17 protein-coding genes are annotated in these 16,005 nt (G+C 69.8%); 10 read left to right on the top strand and 7 right to left on the bottom strand.

Translation table 11 applies throughout. The features are described 5' to 3' along the window. Nucleotides 1–171 precede the first annotated feature (171 nt). The 3 genes from IF64_RS0120130 to IF64_RS0120120 form a co-directional block, all read right to left on the bottom strand. Nucleotides 172–999 (bottom strand): peptidoglycan-binding domain-containing protein, encoded by an 828-nt coding sequence (locus IF64_RS0120130; protein ID WP_030533707.1) that lies wholly within the window; start codon nt 997–999, stop codon nt 172–174. A gap of 74 nt (nt 1,000–1,073) precedes the next feature. After that, nucleotides 1,074–1,940, bottom strand: coding sequence for a M23 family metallopeptidase (locus IF64_RS0120125; protein ID WP_030533706.1), 867 nt, complete (start codon nt 1,938–1,940; stop codon nt 1,074–1,076). 102 nt (nt 1,941–2,042) lie between these two features. Next, nucleotides 2,043–2,921, bottom strand: a complete 879-nt coding sequence (locus IF64_RS0120120) for a peptidoglycan-binding domain-containing protein (protein ID WP_051758023.1) — start codon at nt 2,919–2,921, stop codon at nt 2,043–2,045. Nucleotides 2,922–3,234: 313 nt separating this feature from the next. On the opposite strand from IF64_RS0120120, the gene IF64_RS0120115 reads away from it, so the two are divergent. After that, nucleotides 3,235–4,284 carry an NBR1-Ig-like domain-containing protein gene (locus IF64_RS0120115; RefSeq protein WP_030533704.1) on the top strand — a complete coding sequence of 350 codons (1,050 nt, stop codon included), beginning with the start codon at nt 3,235–3,237 and terminating at the stop codon, nt 4,282–4,284. A 40-nt stretch (nt 4,285–4,324) separates the two neighbouring features. Here IF64_RS0120115 and IF64_RS0120110 read toward each other — a convergent pair whose 3' ends face one another. Together IF64_RS0120110 and IF64_RS0120105 are read right to left on the bottom strand one after the other, a co-directional pair. Beyond that, nucleotides 4,325–5,128, bottom strand: a complete 804-nt coding sequence (locus tag IF64_RS0120110; RefSeq protein WP_281292288.1) for an SAM-dependent methyltransferase — start codon at nt 5,126–5,128, stop codon at nt 4,325–4,327. 188 nt (nt 5,129–5,316) lie between these two features. Continuing rightward, nucleotides 5,317–5,937 (bottom strand): DinB family protein, encoded by a 621-nt coding sequence (locus tag IF64_RS0120105; RefSeq protein WP_036877296.1) that lies wholly within the window; start codon nt 5,935–5,937, stop codon nt 5,317–5,319. Nucleotides 5,938–5,974: 37 nt separating this feature from the next. Between IF64_RS0120105 and IF64_RS0120100 the strand changes: the two genes are divergently transcribed. From IF64_RS0120100 to IF64_RS0120075, 6 genes are all read left to right on the top strand, one after another. Continuing rightward, nucleotides 5,975–8,002, top strand: a complete 2,028-nt coding sequence (locus IF64_RS0120100) for an MMPL family transporter (RefSeq protein WP_030533701.1) — start codon at nt 5,975–5,977, stop codon at nt 8,000–8,002. Between the two features lie 71 nt (nt 8,003–8,073). After that, a complete protein-coding gene (locus IF64_RS0120095) occupies nt 8,074–8,325 on the top strand; it encodes a hypothetical protein (protein ID WP_030533700.1) in 252 nt (83 codons plus the stop codon). A 160-nt stretch (nt 8,326–8,485) separates the two neighbouring features. Then, complete coding sequence (locus IF64_RS26255; protein WP_051758022.1) at nt 8,486–9,001, top strand: HtaA domain-containing protein; 516 nt, start codon at nt 8,486–8,488, stop codon at nt 8,999–9,001. A gap of 110 nt (nt 9,002–9,111) precedes the next feature. Beyond that, nucleotides 9,112–9,474, top strand: coding sequence for a BlaI/MecI/CopY family transcriptional regulator (locus IF64_RS0120085; protein ID WP_036877294.1), 363 nt, complete (start codon nt 9,112–9,114; stop codon nt 9,472–9,474). Then, nucleotides 9,471–10,361, top strand: a complete 891-nt coding sequence (locus IF64_RS0120080; protein ID WP_030533697.1) for a M56 family metallopeptidase — start codon at nt 9,471–9,473, stop codon at nt 10,359–10,361. The genes IF64_RS0120085 and IF64_RS0120080 overlap by 4 nt, the downstream gene beginning before the upstream one ends. Nucleotides 10,362–10,428: 67 nt before the next feature. Next, nucleotides 10,429–10,779, top strand: a complete 351-nt coding sequence (locus IF64_RS0120075) for a hypothetical protein (RefSeq protein WP_030533696.1) — start codon at nt 10,429–10,431, stop codon at nt 10,777–10,779. 12 nt (nt 10,780–10,791) lie between these two features. Here the strand turns inward: IF64_RS0120075 and IF64_RS0120070 are convergent, their stop codons facing one another. Together IF64_RS0120070 and IF64_RS0120065 are read right to left on the bottom strand one after the other, a co-directional pair. Then, nucleotides 10,792–11,226: a hypothetical protein gene (locus tag IF64_RS0120070; RefSeq protein ID WP_030533695.1), complete on the bottom strand. Its 435-nt coding sequence runs from the start codon at nt 11,224–11,226 to the stop codon at nt 10,792–10,794. Further along, nucleotides 11,219–11,584, bottom strand: a complete 366-nt coding sequence (locus IF64_RS0120065; RefSeq protein WP_030533694.1) for a hypothetical protein — start codon at nt 11,582–11,584, stop codon at nt 11,219–11,221. Before IF64_RS0120065 ends, IF64_RS0120070 begins: the two co-directional genes overlap by 8 nt. A gap of 468 nt (nt 11,585–12,052) precedes the next feature. Between IF64_RS0120065 and IF64_RS0120060 the strand changes: the two genes are divergently transcribed. The 3 genes from IF64_RS0120060 to IF64_RS0120050 all read left to right on the top strand — a co-directional run bounded on the left by IF64_RS0120060 (nt 12,053) and on the right by IF64_RS0120050 (nt 15,682). Beyond that, the gene (locus IF64_RS0120060; RefSeq protein ID WP_030533693.1) at nt 12,053–13,012 is read left to right on the top strand and encodes an acyl-CoA desaturase; all 960 of its coding nucleotides are present in this window, start codon (nt 12,053–12,055) and stop codon (nt 13,010–13,012) included. Between the two features lie 298 nt (nt 13,013–13,310). Then, nucleotides 13,311–14,723, top strand: a complete 1,413-nt coding sequence (locus IF64_RS0120055) for a hypothetical protein (RefSeq protein ID WP_030533692.1) — start codon at nt 13,311–13,313, stop codon at nt 14,721–14,723. Continuing rightward, a complete protein-coding gene (locus tag IF64_RS0120050) occupies nt 14,723–15,682 on the top strand; it encodes a glutamate ABC transporter substrate-binding protein (RefSeq protein ID WP_030533691.1) in 960 nt (319 codons plus the stop codon). The genes IF64_RS0120055 and IF64_RS0120050 overlap by 1 nt, the downstream gene beginning before the upstream one ends. The last annotated feature ends 323 nt before the right edge of the window (nt 15,683–16,005 follow it).

Here is a 16,005-nt window from a genome sequence, read left to right as displayed (position 1 = left end):
TTGCAACTCTGGGGATGGACACGGAGCCGCCCCGGTTCGTCGCTCGGGGGTGGGACGAACCGGGGGCGGTATCGGCCGGGCCTCACGGCCGGGCCCGGTATGCACGGACAGCCGGGTTACAAGGGAGGAAGCCGCCCGTGCATACCCCCAGTGGGTCGGGCCCGCGGACGGTCAGTTGCTGCGGCGGTACTCCTCCCACGTCACCTTCTTGACCTTCGGACCGTCGTCCGGCGCGTGGTTGGCCAAGCCGTTCTTGCCGAGGTAGTAGTCGCCCACCTGTGCCTGCGCGGCGGGGGACATGTCGGTGTCGCTGATCGCGATGGCGTGGATGTGCGGCGACCAGTCGCCCTGGTCGGCGGTGCGGTGCCACGCGGCGAAACCGACCTGGCGCAGTGCCTTGGTCGCCTTCGTCGCGTCGATACCGCGGACCGAGATGTCCACGGCGCCGCCGCCGTCGTGCGTGCCTGCCGACCCGGGGTTCGAGCCCGTGTACGACCCCTGCGTGATGGTCATGTCGATGCCCGAACGCTTCTCGGCCTCTTCGAACATGTTCAGCGTGCGGCGGTTCAGCACGTCACCGGAACCGAGCGTCACCTTCCCGCCGACACCGATCTTGTGGTCGACGGCGAACCCGGCTGCCTTGCCGAGCTGGGTCAGCGACCCCTTGCCGGGAAGGCCGCTGGCGGCCAGACCGGAATGACCGAGGGAGCGCTGGTACTTCGCGTACGCGTCCACCGTGGACGTACCGAAGTGGCCGTCGACGTACTTGCCGGCGAGCATTCCCTTGTCCGCCAACGCCTTCTCGACCTTCTTCACCGAGTCGCCGGCACCGGGGGTGATCGACGAGTTCGGCTTGTACGGATCCCACATGGCGGCCTTGACGACCTTCTCCATGTTCACCGAGCCTGCCGCGGTCTGCGGCTGTTCTGCGTGTGCGACGGGGCCGAACGCGGCCGTGGCGACCGCCGCCAGCAGCGCCGTCGCTGCGATCTTGCGCATTGCTGATCTCCTCGTGGTCGGGTTCCCCTGCGTCTGTCGCGTGTGGACAGCCGCCGGTGCGAGCCGCGGTTCTCTTACGAGCCGCAGTGGCCGAACTTGCTGGTGAACGACTTGTCGCCGACCGAGCCGCCCCACTTGACGCACTTGTCGGCCGCGGCCTGCTTGACCGGACCCGCGTAGTAGCTGAACTCGCCCTTGTCGGTCTTGCGGTCACCGCCCTGGACCTCGAGGAAGGTCGAAGCCGGGCTCTTGGTGCCGATCTTCGTGTTCTTGACCGTGGTCACGCAGTTCTTGCCGGTGCCGGAGTTGTACAGCAGGTAGACCCTGCCGTTGCCGTCCAGGCCCTTCTCGTTGATGACCGAGAAGCCGGAACCGCAGATCTCCTTCGGGGTGTACGGGTTTCCGCCGCCGCCACCGCCGCCGCAGTTCTTGCTGGTGAAGTCGGTCTTGCCGTAGTAGGGCACGGCCTTGCCGTCGACGACGACCTTCTGGTCGGCACCGTTGAGGCGCTGTTCGTAGTGCAGGTGGGGTCCGGAGACTCCGCCCGTCGCGCCTGCCGCGCCGATCTTCGTTCCGGTGCTGACCTTCTGGCCCTGGCTGACCGACTGCGAGGACAGGTGCGCGTAGCGTGTGGTCCAGCCACCGCCGTGGTCAATCTCGATCCACTTGCCGTAGCTGGTGCCGCCGGTGTCGGCCACCCGGGTCACGGTGCCGCCCGCCGAAGCGACGACCGTGTCGCCGGTGATGCCGGACTTCTGCCAGTCGACGGACAGTTCGGGGCTGTGCCCCTGCCACGTGGCGGCCGTGGCCGTGTAGCCGCATTCGAACGGCATCTTGAACGCCGGGGCGGCCGAGGCCTGTCCGGCTCCCGCCGACAACAGGGCGGTACCTGCGGTGACCGCGACGGCTCCCACCGCGGCGGCGATCCTGCGGAATCTCATGGTTCTCCCTCTCTCGAAAAATGCGGTACTCGAAGAAATGTGGGTCCCGGAATCGTCCGGAACTCGGACGTGGTCAGAAGTCGATGCGTACGGTTCTGTTCGTCATGGCGATCGCTGGTATCCCTCCCAGGTCGTGATCGGTTCGACCTTCGGTCCGTCGTCGGGCAGATCGTTGGCGAGGCCGTTCTTGCCCAGGTAGTAGTCGCCGGTCTGGGCGCGGGCCGGTTCGGACAGGTCCGGGTCGGCGAGTGCGACGGCGTGGATGTGCGGTCCCCAGTCGCCCTGCGCGGGCGAGCGGTACCAGGCGGCGAAGCCGACCTTCCGCAGCTGGCGCACGACGTGGGTGCGCTTCTTCGGGCTGATGCCGTCGACGTAGAGGTCGACCGCGCCGCCACCGTCGTGCGTGCCGGCCGACGTCGGGTCGCCGCCCGGGTTGTACGAACCCTGTTCGACGTCGAACGTCACCCCGGACAGCCGCTGCGCCTCCCGCAGCATGTTCGCGGTGCGCTGGTTGAACGTCGCGCCGTCGAACGTGGTGCGGGCTCCCGGGCTCACGACACGGGTGACGTCGAAGGTGCCGTCGCCGAGGCTCGTCAGCGACCGCTTGCCGGGGATGCCGTTCGCGGCGAGTCCGGTGTAGCCCAGTGAGCGCTGGTAGTCGGCGTAGGCCTTCAGGGTGGTCGTGCCGTAGTGCCCATCGACGTACTCGCGATCGAGTAGTCCGCGGTCGGCGAGCTCGCGTTCGACCTTCCTGACGTGCGGGGCGGCGCCGTCGGTCAGCGTCTGGTCGGGCCGTTGCGGGTCGATCTGCGCCGCCTTCAGCACCGCTTCCATGTTGACCTCGGGAAGCGCCTGCGCGGCGGTCCCCGCGTCCGGCGAACTCGCCGACGCGGCGAGTGGACCGCTCGCCAGCACGGCCGTCGCCGCGAGGCCGGTGGCGGCTTTCGCGGCCAACCGCCCGGTCCGGCTTTTCGGTGTCATCGGTTCCTCTTCCGCTGCTGGAATGTCTGCGAGAAGAACAGTGGCGAACCGCAGCGGTGTCCGGAACGTGTTTGACAGTTCTTCGGACACCGTTTGACAGCGTCAGACAGGGACGCCACCCGTCCCGGCGACGATGGACGCCCAGGTCAGTCGCGGTTCACCGCGGCGATGTCGGCCCGGATTGCCTCACTACGTCGGGTGACGCCGCGGGCCGGGCGCGTGACAATGCGAGGACTATTTCTGACGTGGCGGCAACCGCGGCCCGATCGGCAGCGTCGAAGTCGCAGCACGCCCAGAAGGAGGCCGAACAGTCGTGTCCGATTCCGAAGGTGAGCAGAAACCGGCCGCGCTCGAAGAATTCACGGCGGGGCTGAGGCAGTTGCGGAGCGAGGCCGGCGATCCCTCGTTCCGGAGGATGGCGGAAAGGTCCGGAGCCGTTTCCCATGCGACGCTCCACCTGACCGTGAAGGGCCGCAGGTTGCAGCCGTGGGAGACGGTCCGGGAATTCGTCCGTGCCTGCGGCGGGGACGAGGCCGAGTGGTCCGCGCGCTACGCCAGGACGAAGGCGATCCTGTCCGGTGAGATCCCGCCGGACGCCCCGGCCACCGCCGACTCGGGCACGGCCGGATCCACGACCGGCTCGACCAGCACCGAGTCGAACAACACCGACACAGACAGCGCTCAGCCGACGAGCACCGAACCGGCCAGCACCGAACCGACGGGCACCGAACCGGCCAGCACCGGGGGCGGCACGCGGCACTCGGCGACCGACCCGCGGGTCGACGTCTGGGACGGGGTGGTCGCACTTCCGGAGCAGCGCTCGTCGGAGGGGACGCGGCGCAGCTGGGCGAAGGCGTGGCTCGTGGCGCCACTCGTGGTGTTGATCGCCGCCGCGGCGGTGCTCGGCTTCCGGCTCGGCGACGACGAGGAACCGCGGCAGGCCCACGCCCGGTCCGGCTCGGCAGGGGAGGCCGACACCGTCGCGTTGACCGAACCGGTGCACCCCGGCGACGACAGCGCGCTCGCGGCCGATCTCGGCATCCAGGACGGTGCGGTCGTCGCACCGAACCAGCAGTTCACCAGGACGTTCGAACTGCTCAACGCGGGCAGTGTGCACTGGAAGGACCGGTTCCTGCAGCGCATGGAGAACGCCACCGGGCCGCGGTTCTGCGACACGCCCCCGCGGGTGGAGATCCCGGATACCGCGCCCGGCGACACCGTGAAGGTTCCCGTCACCGCGCGCGCCGCGCAGGAACCGACCACGTGCAAGGTGCGCTGGAAGATGGTCGACGAGAACGGACGGCAGCTGCTGCCCGAGAAGCGGCCCGTCTACTTCATGGTGCACGTCCGGCCGGACGCGTGACGAGAGCCCCGGTGTGGACCGCGGCCCACACCGGGGTCGATCACGGTTTGCGGGCGACTCCGCCGAACATCACGTCGTCGAGTTCGGTCAGCGCCGGCGGTCCGGACGGCCACCACTCGGCGGTGCGGACGAGTCCCGGCGGCACCATCTCGAGGCCGTCGAAGTAAGACAGCACGTGGTCGTAATTGCGCCAGTATCCGGAGTCCATGCCGAGTTCGCGGATGCGGCCACGGATCTCGTCGCAGATCTCGGCGGCCCTGCCCGTCGGGTCGTTCTCCGGCCGCGGGTAGGTGATGTGCGTGAGGGCCAGATAGCTGCCGCTCGGGAACGCCGCCATGTACTCGTCGAGGATGTCCTTGACCGGGCGCGGCTCGTCGGGGAAGTGGTGCAGCGAGAAGCAGTGGATCATCGCGACCGGCTCGTCGAAGTCGATCAGCCGCTGCACCTCGGGCGAGTTCAGCACCTTCTGCGGGTCGCGGAAGTCCTCTCCCACGAATGCGGTGTGCTCGTTCTCGGCCAGCAGGGCGCGGCCGTAGGCGAGCACCGTCGGGTCGTTGTCGTTGTAGACCACGCGCGCCTGTGGGTTGTAGCGCTGCGCGACCTCGTGCACGTTCTCCGCCTCCGGCATACCCGAGCCGCAGTCGAGGAACTGGTTGATACCCCGCGTCGAGCTCAGCCAGCGCACCACGCGGATGAGCCACTGCCGGTTCGTGCGCGCGGCGGTCTGCGGGTCACCGAAGGCGTGCTCGAGCGCCGCGACGATCTTGCGGTCGCTCTCGTAGACGTCCTTGCCGCCCAGCAGCGCGCTGTAGGCTCTCGCCGTGCTCGGCACGTTCGGGTCGATGACCGGACTGTCCGAACTGATGTCGCGGCTCTCCGGCCGGCCTGGGCGGCCGCCGGTGGTGCTGGCAGTGCTGGAAGTGCTGCCGTCGGACGACATGGGGACCCCTACCTACGTTCCACACGGTGTTCGCATCGTCACGGGACGTGGGCCACCCTACTCCTACCGGTCAGTAGTGTCATGGGGGCCGTTCAGTCGCGGAAACGGGCCGCGACCTGCTCGAGTTTCGCGACGTAGGCCGGCCAGCCACCGTCGTTGTCGTCCCACTGCGGCAGATTCGTGGCTGACGGCGTGTAACCGGCGGCGCCGTCGATCCCCTCGCGCAGGATGTCGGCGTGCCCTGCGTGCCGGTGGGTCTCCGCGACGAGGTGGACGAGGATCTGCTGGAACGTCACCGGGTTGCGCGCGTCGGGCCAGTGCGGCACGCGTCCCACGGTGTCCAGGGTCAGCTCCGCGATCGCCGCGTCGGTGTTCGCCCATGCGGTGCGGTACAGCGCGACGACGTCCTCGCGCGTTTCGTCGGGACGTGCCCACATGTCGACCTGTGGGTCGGGATCGGAGCCGTCGAGCCACCCGGGTGCACCCTCGCCGTAGCCGAACACCTCCGACAGGTATCCGAACTCGACCCCTGCGACGTGCTTGACCAGGCCCAGCAGGTTCGTCCCCGTCGGGGTCAACGGCCTGCGGGCGTCGTACTCGGTCACGCCGTCGAGCTTCCACAGCATCGCCTCGCGCGCCTGCTGCAGGTAACGGCGCAGCGTGGCCTTCGCGGACTCCGGTGCTCCGCTGGAGGTGGTGCTCACGGCGTTCATGGCGCGTGAGCTTAGAAGGATCGGGTAGTTTTGCCGAGTGGATTCCTCCCGACGACGGTTGGCCGCCCGCGTTCTCCTGCCCGCCGTGGCGATCCTCGGCTGGCTGGTCGTCGGTGGGATCGGCGGTCCGTACGCGGGCAAGTTGAGCGAGGTGGCCCGGACCGACAACACCTCGTTCCTGCCCGCCTCCGCCGAGTCCACGGCCGTCTCGGAGCTGTTGCCCCGGTTCGGCGGCGAAGGGGCCGGCGTCCCGGCGATCGTGGTCGCCGAACGCGGCGGCGGGATGCCCCTGACGGCGGTAGACCGCGGGTTCCTCGACGACCTGCGCGGGCAGGGCGCCACGCCGCTGATCACCTCCCCGGACGGCGGGGCGGCGCAGTTCGTCGTCCCCGTGGCGGGTGAGCCGGATGCTGCCGTCGAGGCGCTGCGCCAGCAGGCGGACTCGGATCGTCCGGGCGGGCTCGAGGTGTACGTGACCGGGCCGGCGGGGCAGGCCGCGGACCTCGGGGAGGCGTTCGGCGGTATCGACGGACTGCTGTTGCTGGTCGCAGGCGCCGTCGTCGCGGTGATCCTGCTGGTGGTCTATCGCTCGCCGCTGTTACCGCTGATGGTGCTGGTCTCGGCGGTCCTCGCGCTCGGGCTGGCCAGCCTCGTCGTCTATCTGCTGGCCGATGCCGATGTGCTCGCCCTCAACGGCCAGAGCCAGGGAATTCTGTTCATCCTCGTGTTCGGCGCCGCGACCGACTATGCGCTGCTACTCGTCGCGCGCTACCGGGAACAGCTGGCTGACGGGCATGACCGGTTCTCCGCGATGCGGCGAGCATGGCGGGCGACCGTCGAGCCCGTCGGCGCCTCGGCCGGCACCGTCATCCTGGGCGTGCTATGTCTGTTGCTGAGCGACCTGAACTCCAACAAGGGCCTCGGTCCGGTCGCGGCCATCGGCGTCGGCGCGGCGCTGCTCGCGTCGATGACGTTCCTGCCGTTCGTCCTGGCAGTGGCTGGACGGGCCGCGTTCTGGCCGTTCCGGCCCACGACGTCGCGCGGCCGGGCAGGCGTGTGGAACCGCATCGCCCGGTTCGTCGACGGGCGGCCCCGTGCGATCTGGATCGGCTCGGCGCTGGTGTTGGCCGTCGGGGCCGGGTTCATCGGCCAGCTGCAGGCGAGCGGGACGGCGCAGTCGGACGTGTTCCTCACCGAGGTCGACTCGGTCGCCGGTCAGGAGGCCTTGGGCAGGCACTTCCCTGGCGGCACCGGTGCCCCGACGATCGTGATGACGAACGCGGCCGATGCTCGGTCGGTCGTATCCGTCGTCGGCGGAGTCGACGGTGTGGCGTCCGTGCGGCCTGCGGGAACCGCGGGTGAGTTGGTGCGCATCGACGCCGTGCTCGAGCCGCCGCCCGATTCCGAACAGGCCATCGGCATCGTGCGCGACATCCGGGCCGCCCTGACGGACCGGCCGGGCGTCGACGCCGAGGTCGGTGGCGAGACCGCGGTCCTGCTCGACACCCAGGACACCTCGCAGCGCGATCGCACGGTGATCATCCCCGTGGTGCTCGTCGTCGTGCTCGGCGTGCTGTGCCTGCTGTTGCGGTCGATCCTCGCGCCGTTGCTGTTGGTGGGCACGGTCGTGCTGTCGTTCGCGGCGACCATGGGTGTGTCCGCGCTGGTGTTCAACCACGTCCTGGGCTTTCCCGGCGCGGATCCGGTGGTTCCGCTGTTCGGGTTCGTGTTCCTCGTGGCCCTCGGGATCGACTACAACATCTTCCTCATGACGCGGGCCCGCGAGGAGGCGTTCACACTCGGCACGCGGGACGGCACGCTTCGGGCGCTCACGGTGACCGGTGGGGTGATCACGTCGGCAGGCGTGGTCCTGGCGGCGACGTTCGCGGCGCTGGCCGTGCTGCCGATCCTGTTCCTCGCCCAGCTCGCCTTCATCGTCGCGTTCGGCGTCCTGCTCGACACGCTGCTGGTGCGTTCGCTGCTCGTGCCCGCACTGGCGGTGGACATCGGGCGGCGCATCTGGTGGCCCTCGCGGTTGGCCCGGTCGTCCCGCCCGGTTCGCTGATCCGCCACGTTTTCCTCCGACACATGCGGGAACGTCTATGCGTGTCCGCAGCCGATGCGAAGGAGCGAGCCATGGCGACCTGCGAAGTCTGTGGAAACGACTACGACCTGACGTTCGAGATCCGCACGCGCGGCGGCGGGGTGCACGTCTTCGACTCGTTCGAATGCGCCATCCACCAGTTGGCGCCCGTGTGTGAGCACTGCGGATGCCGCGTGATCGGACACGGCGTCTCGGCCGACGGCCGGTTCTTCTGCTGCGCCCACTGCGCCCGCACGGCCACCGAAGCAGGCGCCGAACTCCAGGACGCCGTCGGCACTGCCTGACCTCGCGCACCTCACTCACGAGCCCGATCACAGGCCCTGTCCACCGCCCGCGCGATCCCGTACCCTCCCGGCCACGTGGAGGTCCGCGGATCTGCGGCCGAGCGTGTCCGGGAGCCCTCGGCGTCGCGTCGGACCGGCACAGGAGTGACGAGGAGGTCGCGTGGGTGACCCGCAGCCGGGCTTGACGTGGGGACTGAAACGCAGCTTCGTGGCGTACGTGGCCAGACTGCGCGACGGCGGATGCGGCGCCAAGGACGGCGGCAGTGTCGTCGACGGCAGCTACTTCCACTTCGAGCCTGCCGAGCCCGTCGAGACTGCCGGGTCCGATGAGTCCGTGCGGGCGGACCCGAATGTCCTGCGGTACCGCGGTGACGTGCGCCTCGTCGGGCACGCCGGCCTGCTGTACGTGATGCTCTACGACCCGTGGATCGAGTTCACCGACGGCGGGGCACGCCTGACCGTCGTCGACATCGAGCACTGGCCGGACACCACGCGGCGCACGCCGCTCGCCGAACTCGCACCCGCCGAACCGGTGGTCGAGGCCGGTCTGCGGGTGTGGCGGGACGTGCCCGCCGTGCTCACCGAAGACGGCCGTGAGCTGTTCAACGAGCAGTACGAGACGGGCCAGCCGCTCGACCCCGTCACCTTCGCCGTAGCCGGAGTGAACCATCCGTGATCAGCGCAGAGAGCACCGTCACCAGCGCGGCAGAGCGCCGAAAGGGTCACAAGCCGCACCCGCCGGCCCGCCGGTCATGGTTGAATTTCCGGTGGACACACGGCGAAAGGGTGGACGTGGCGAAGCTGGGTGAACTGGAGCGCGCGGTGATGGAAGTGCTCTGGGCGCGGGCCGAACCCGCCACTGTGCGCGCCGTCCACGAGGAGCTGTCCGACCGGGACCTGGCGTACACGACGGTGATGACGGTACTGACCCGGCTGGCGGCGAAGGGCGTGGTGCGCAGGAAGCGTTCCGGTCGCGCATGGCTGTACGCACCGGCCGCGACGCGGGAGGAGTACGTCGCCGAGCTGATGCTCGAGGCGTTGGAGATGACCGGTGACCGCGACTCCGCACTGGTGCGGTTCGCGCAGTCGGTGACCAACGACGAGGCCGACGCCCTCCGCAAGGCGCTCGAGCGGGGCGAGTCGCCGTGACCCTCGCCGCGCACCACCTCGTTGCGGGTACGACGGCCGTGCTCGTGTCGCTCTGGCTTCTGCGCGGCCGCTGGACCCACTGCCACCCGCGGGCTGCGCTCGTGCTGTGGCAGATCAGTTCCCTGACCCTGGTCGTCTCGCTCGTCGGAGCGTTGTTGTCGTTCGGGCTCGAACCGTACGGCCGCGGTCTGCTGCCCGCGCTCGTCGACCTGCCGTGGCGGTTCCGTGAGCTCGACGTCTGGCACCTCGGTGCCGTGGCGCTGGGCCTTGCCGTCGGCGGCTGGGTGCTGGTCAACCAACTGCTGTGCCTGCGCAGCACCGCACGCGCACGGGCGCGGCACCGGTTGCTCCTGCAGCTCGTGGCGCGCCAGGACACCGGCGCGCTCGTGGTGGACCACCCGGTCGCCGTGGCGTACTGCCTGCCGGGACGTACGCCGCACATCGTCGTCAGCGCGGGTGCTCGGCAGCTGCTCACCGACGAGGAACTCGACGCCGTGCTCGCCCACGAGCGCGCCCACGCCCGCGAACGGCACCACCTCGTGGTCGCCCCGTTCCAGGCGTTGCGGCGGCTGTTGCCGGGCAGTGCGTTGTTGACGCGGGTGTGTTCGACGATCGAGCTGCTCGTCGAGATGTGCGCCGACGACCGCGCGGTGCATTCCAGGGGCAGGGAGCCGCTGGCCAGCGCGTTGGAGCGGTTCCGGGCGAACGGTAACGGCGCGGGGACGCCCGCAGGCGCCATGCCGGTGGCCGACGCCCCGGTGCAGGCGCGTATCCAGCGGTTGCGGGCGCCGGAGGGGCAGCGGCTCCCGCTGGCCTGGCCGCTGGCGTGCCTCATCGCCGCGGGTGCGCTCGTGACCTCGGTGTCGTTGTTCGCGGTGCCCCTGTAGGTGCCCGGTGGCCGACGGTTCGTCCCGTCCGCCCCTTTTCTACGACGGCATGTAGTAAAGTCCGTGCATGGACATCGTCTACAACCTTCTCGTCGTGTTGCACCTGCTGGGCATGGCCCTGTTGGTGAGCGGCATCGTCACGCGCTGGCTCGGACCGGCCGAGCAGTCCGGCAAGATCATGCTCTGGGGAGCGAGCGCTCAGGTCGTCACGGGACTGGCACTGGCCGGGCTGGCCTCGGCCGGGGTCGCCGGTGGTGGCGTCATCCACATGAAGATCGGCGTCAAGCTCCTCATCGCGGTCGTCGTCCTCGTGCTCGCGCACATCCTGTGGCGCAGGCCGGACACGGGCCGCGGCATCTTCCACGCACTCGCGGGAGCGACGCTGGTCAACGTCGTGATCGCGTCGATGTGGGTGTGATCGGGGGCGTGATCAGGCCGGCCGCGTCCTGCGCAGCCACAGCAACCCGATCACCGGCAGCACCAGCGGAATGAACAGATAGCCCATGCCGTAGTTCGACCACACCGCGGCGTCGGGGAAGGCGGCGCGGTCGAACACGCTCAACGTGCCCACCACGAGCACGCCCGCGAGTTCGACCGAGCACGCCACGAGTGCGACCTGCCACCACGCCTTGCCGGTGCGGGCGAGCGCGAACGTCGCGAGCAGGTACACGACGGCCGCGAACGCAGACAGCACGTAGGGAATCGGCGCCTCGTCGAAGCGGGTCGCGATCTGCACGGCGGCGCGGGAGGTCGCGGCGACGGCGAAGATCGCGTAGACCGCGATCAGTACGCGTCCCGGCCCGCTGGCCGTGGCTGGGCGCTCCGGTGCGGGCTGTCCGGCCCGTTCGGTCCGTTCGTCAGGCACTGGCGCCACCCCACACCTCGACCATCCGCAACAACAGGACCGGCACGGTCAGGCACGCGATGCCGAGGACGGCCGTGCTGGACCTGGTGCGTTCGGCCAGCGCCCACACCGTGCCGAGCGGCAGCACCAGCAGCGCGCCGAACAGGTAGGCCAGGAACGTGATCATGCTGCCCGGCCGTCCGCCGCCGACCATCATCACGACGGACACGACGACCTGGATCGCGAGCAGTGCCTCGACCCCGCCGATGCCCATCAGGAGGGGTTTCTCCGGTGCGCGGTTCAGCACGACGAGGACGAACGCCCAGATCGCGACACCGGCCGCGCAGGCCGACACCGCGATCGCATAGCCAGTGATCACCGGACCTCCACAGTTACTACCGACCGTAGTCTACGACCTGCGGCGAACCCGCTCGCGTGGGAGCGTCACCCGGCCGTCGCACCCGGGCACGCGCGGCCCGCACGCTGCGTCCACCGGCGCGAGTGGCGTTCCGCGGCGGCTGCGTGAGGTGAATTCGGCGTCATGGCCAGGCAGGGACAACTCCGGTAGCGTCGGTGGTAGACGGCCGGGCACCCAGCCATGACGACCCCGATAGATCGGAGCCCCCACAGCCCGGCGCTTTCCGCCCGCGTCGACCGCGTCGACGGGCCTGTCATCGCAGCCGAGTGGGGGTCGGCTCGCCTCTCGAATCCCGTCCGAAACCGATTCTTCCGAACTTCAGAACCCACCGCGCAGGGCGGCAGGCGTATCGACGCGTCGGCGTGAAGGCCGACGCCCGAGGTGGACGCTGCCGGCGCCCGCCGCGGTCGTAACCGACACGAGGTGTGCATGTCCGCTACCCAGACAGCTGAGGAAACCGAGCATTCCGGTGGTACTCGCCGTCCCAAACCCATCATCTCCGGGCGTACGTCGCTGCCCGAACACATCACCGTCAAGATCTTCGTCCTCGCGCCGCTGCTCGCCATCGCCGTCGCGGTCCCGTTCGCATGGGGATGGGGCCTGAGCTGGGTCGACATCGCGCTCGGCGCGGCGTTCTTCGTCGTCAGCGGGCTCGGCGTGACCGCGGGGTACCACCGGTTGTTCACGCACGGCTCTTACAAGGCCAACCGTCCGCTGCGGATCGCACTCGCGATCGCGGGCAGCTTCTCCGCGCAGGGGCCGGTGACCACGTGGGTCGCCGATCACCGCAGGCACCACGCGTTCTCCGACCGTGCAGGCGATCCACACTCCCCGTGGCTGTTCGGCACCTCGCCCGCCGCGCTGGCGAAGGGCTTCTGGCACGCCCACATGGGGTGGCTGTTCGAGCGGGAGATCACGAACGTCGACCGGTTCGCCCCCGACCTGGCGCAGGACCGCGACATCCGCACGGTGGACCGGCTGTTCCCGCTGTGGGTCGTCGCCAGCTTCCTGTTGCCCGCGGTGCTGGGCGGGCTGATCACCTGGTCGGTCTGGGGTGGCGTGACGGCGTTGTTTTGGGCCGGGCTCGTCCGGATCGGACTGCTGCACCACGTGACGTGGTCGGTCAACTCGATCTGTCACATGCTCGGCGAGCGGCCGTTCACGAGCAGGGACAAGGCGGCCAACTTCTGGCCGCTGGCGATCTTCTCCTTCGGCGAGGCCTGGCACAACCTGCATCACGCCGACCCGACCTGTGCCCGCCACGGCGTGCTGCGCGGTCAGATCGACATCTCGGCCAGGTTGATCTGGATCTTCGAGAAGCTCGGCTGGGCAACCAAGGTGCGCTGGCCGACCGCATCGCGCCTCACCCGCCTGACCGCACGCGCGTGAGACAGGCCTGAACCACCCGTTCGGACGAGCCCCAGGGCTCTCGTGGCCGCCGCCCAGGCGGCCGCGGGGTCCTGGGGCTTTTTCGTCGGCGGGCGTGCGCGGGACAGCCACACCTCCGGGGAGCCTTGCGGACACGGTCCGTCATCGGGGATCGGCGGTTCGGGTGGACGTGAGCTGCGGGCCGTGCCTCGCGTGATACGACTTGCCCACAATCTTCGTCTGTTGTGCCGGTCTGTGACCTGTGCCGGGGGCGGCTCGGCTACGGTCGGGCGCGGCAGGCGAACTGGGTGGAGGGACGATGACGAGCACCGTGACGCGTCACGGTCCGGCGGGCCAGCAGGCCGAACCCGAGCCGGAACCGACGGGGGAGCCGCGTGCGGGCCGGTCCGGATTCGCCTGGCTGGTCAAACTGCCGGGTGCCGCGGTCGAGGGGTTGCGCCGCTCGGCGGCGACGACGCCGGGCAGGTTGACACTGATCAGCGCCGGGCTGGCCGTGCTGGCGCTGCTCGTCGGCGTGGTCGCCACCGCCGAGCTCGGCGGGCGTAAGTCGACGATCGACGGACTCGTCGACCACCGCGAGCCGCTGGCCGCCGCCGCACAGGAGGTCTACCGCTCGCTGTCCGACGCCGACGCCACCGCGGCCAGCACGCTGCTCAACACGGGCAACGAGGAAGGCGCGCTCCAGGAACGCTACGACGTCGACATCGCAAGGGCTGGTGCCGCGCTCGCCAAGGCCGCAGGCGATTCCGCGGGAAATCCCGAAGCCGTCACCCAGGTCGACGTGCTGTCGCGGCAGCTGCCCGTCTACACGGGCCTGGTCGAGACGGCGCGCACCAACAACCGGCAGGGCAACCCGATCGGCGCGGCCTACCTCGCCGAGGCCTCGGAACTGATGCGCTCGGAGATCCTGCCCGCGGCCCACAGTCTCTACCAGATCGACGCCGACCGGCTCGTCGAGGAACAGGACGACGCCGCCTCGGTGCCGTGGGCGACTGCCCTGCTGTCGCTCGGTCTGCTCGGCGCACTCATCGCGACGCAGATCTACCTCAAACGCCGCACCAACCGGGTGTTCAACGTCGGCCTCGCCGTCGCCACCGCCGCGGTGGGGCTGGCCGTGCTGTGGACGGCCGTGGCGGTCACGGTGCAGAGCGTCCTCGTCTCGAGCGGGGAGTCCGACGGTTCGGAGCAGGCGGACGTGCTCGTGCGTGCGCGCATCGTGGCGTTGCAGGCGCGCGCCGACGAGACGTTGACGCTGCTGGCTCGCGGCAGCGGTACCGCACACGAGGAGGAGTACCGCAAGCTGATCAGCGAGCTGTCCGGTTCGGACGGTGAGAGTGGACTCCTCGGGAAGGCCAAGGAAGGCACGGAGGGACTGCCGTCGGCCGAACACGTCGACGCGGCGATCCGCAGCGCGTCGGCGTGGAGCGAGGTTCACACGCAGGTGCGCAACCTCGACAACGGCGGCAGGTACGAGGAGGCCGTCGACCTCGCCATCGAGACGAAGGAGGACCGCGGCGCGACGGCCGCGTTCACGCGCCTCGACGACGACCTCGCCAAGGGGATCACGGAGAGCAGGAAGGTGTTCCTCGACGACACCACGAACGCCTCGGCCACACTGACCCTGCTCGCCCCCGGCTTCGGCGTGCTCGCACTGGTGGCGATGTTCGGCACGATCCTCGGCATCCGGGAACGTCTTCGGGAGTATCGCTGATGAAACGCTGGAGCTGGCTCGTCCCGGTGCTCGCGGCAACCCTCGTCGCCGGGTGCGGTTCAGCGGGCATGCCCGTCGACCCCGCACCCGTCGGTTCGGTCGAACGGCCGATGCCCGCAGGCACGGACCTGTCCGGGAAGGTGGAGCAGGGCGGTGCGGCGGCGCCGGACTGCAATCCGCGCGCGAGTCTGCGTCCCGACGACTCGATCACTCCGGGGTCCACAATGGACGACATCGTCAAGCGTGGCTACCTCATCGCGGGCGTCGACCAGAGCACGAACCTGTGGGGCTTCCGTAATCCGCACACCGGCGAGCTGCAGGGCTTCGACATCGACATCGCCAAGGAGATCGCCAAGGACATCTTCGGCCAGGAGAACCCGCCGATCCGGTTCAAGGCGATCAACTCGGGACAGCGCGAGGAAGTGCTGAAGAACGGTGACGTCGACATCGTCGTGCGGACCTATTCGATCACCTGCGAACGTCTGCAGGAGGTCGCGTTCTCGACCGTCTATTTCGAAGCGGCCCAGCGCGTGTTGGTGACCGAGAAGTCCGGCATCCGCAGCATCGCCGAGCTCGGCGGAAAGCGCGTCTGTGCGGCGGAGAACTCGACCTCGGTGGACAACCTCACGGAGGCCCGCCCGCGGCCGAGGCCGGTGCAGGCGGCCAACTGGACCGACTGCCTCGTGTTGCTGCAGCAGGGCCAAGTGGACGCGGTGTCGACGGACAACACGATCCTGGCCGGGATGGCCGCCGAGGACCCGTCGACGCGCGTGGTCGGCCCGCCGCTGTCGCAGGAGCTGTACGGCGTCGGTATCCCCAAGCAGAACGAGGACATGGTGCGCTTCGTCAACGCCAGTCTCGAAGGGGTGCGCAAGGACGTGTGGAAGCAGCGGTTCGCGCACTGGCGGCTCGAAGCAGTGCTCGGAAACATGAACCCGCCGCGGCCGGAGTACCGGTGAGCGCAGGGCGAGGAGGCAAGCAGTGACCGACGAGCCACGCCGTCCTCGGCACGCGGCGCCGGACGAGGACGAGAGTCAGCAGCGGACCCAGTACGTCGCGCCGGTGCGTCCGGACGCGGCGCCCCGGCACGCCGCGTCTCGGCCGTCCGAAGTGGAGGGCGGTGACGGAGTCGGGGTCGATCCCGGTGCTCCGCGGATTCTTCCCGACACGGGAACGGTCCGGCCTGCCTGGCAGGACGAGCCGCGCAACGCTCCCCCGCAACCCGGCCAGCCCGGCCAGCAACCCGGCCAGCCTGGACAGCAGGCGGGGCCGAGGTCCGGCC

This window comes from Prauserella rugosa (assembly GCF_000719975.1).
GTDB lineage: Bacteria > Actinomycetota > Actinomycetes > Mycobacteriales > Pseudonocardiaceae > Prauserella > Prauserella rugosa.
The sequence above is the reverse complement of the archived record's forward strand: the minus strand, read 5'-3'. Positions and strand labels throughout refer to the sequence as shown.

Bases quoted from the DNA above. Each gene is read 5' to 3' on its own strand.
- IF64_RS0120130 (WP_030533707.1), bottom strand. From the start codon at position 999: ATGCGCAAGATCGCAGCGACGGCGCTGCTGGCGGCGGTCGCCACGGCC.
- IF64_RS0120125 (WP_030533706.1), bottom strand. From the start codon at position 1,940: ATGAGATTCCGCAGGATCGCCGCCGCGGTGGGAGCCGTCGCGGTCACC.
- IF64_RS0120120 (WP_051758023.1), bottom strand. From the start codon at position 2,921: ATGACACCGAAAAGCCGGACCGGGCGGTTGGCCGCGAAAGCCGCCACC.
- IF64_RS0120105 (WP_036877296.1), bottom strand. From the start codon at position 5,937: ATGAACGCCGTGAGCACCACCTCCAGCGGAGCACCGGAGTCCGCGAAG.
- IF64_RS0120095 (WP_030533700.1), top strand. From the start codon at position 8,074: ATGGCGACCTGCGAAGTCTGTGGAAACGACTACGACCTGACGTTCGAG.
- IF64_RS0120075 (WP_030533696.1), top strand. From the start codon at position 10,429: ATGGACATCGTCTACAACCTTCTCGTCGTGTTGCACCTGCTGGGCATG.
- IF64_RS0120060 (WP_030533693.1), top strand. From the start codon at position 12,053: ATGTCCGCTACCCAGACAGCTGAGGAAACCGAGCATTCCGGTGGTACT.
- IF64_RS0120055 (WP_030533692.1), top strand. From the start codon at position 13,311: ATGACGAGCACCGTGACGCGTCACGGTCCGGCGGGCCAGCAGGCCGAA.
- IF64_RS0120050 (WP_030533691.1), top strand. From the start codon at position 14,723: ATGAAACGCTGGAGCTGGCTCGTCCCGGTGCTCGCGGCAACCCTCGTC.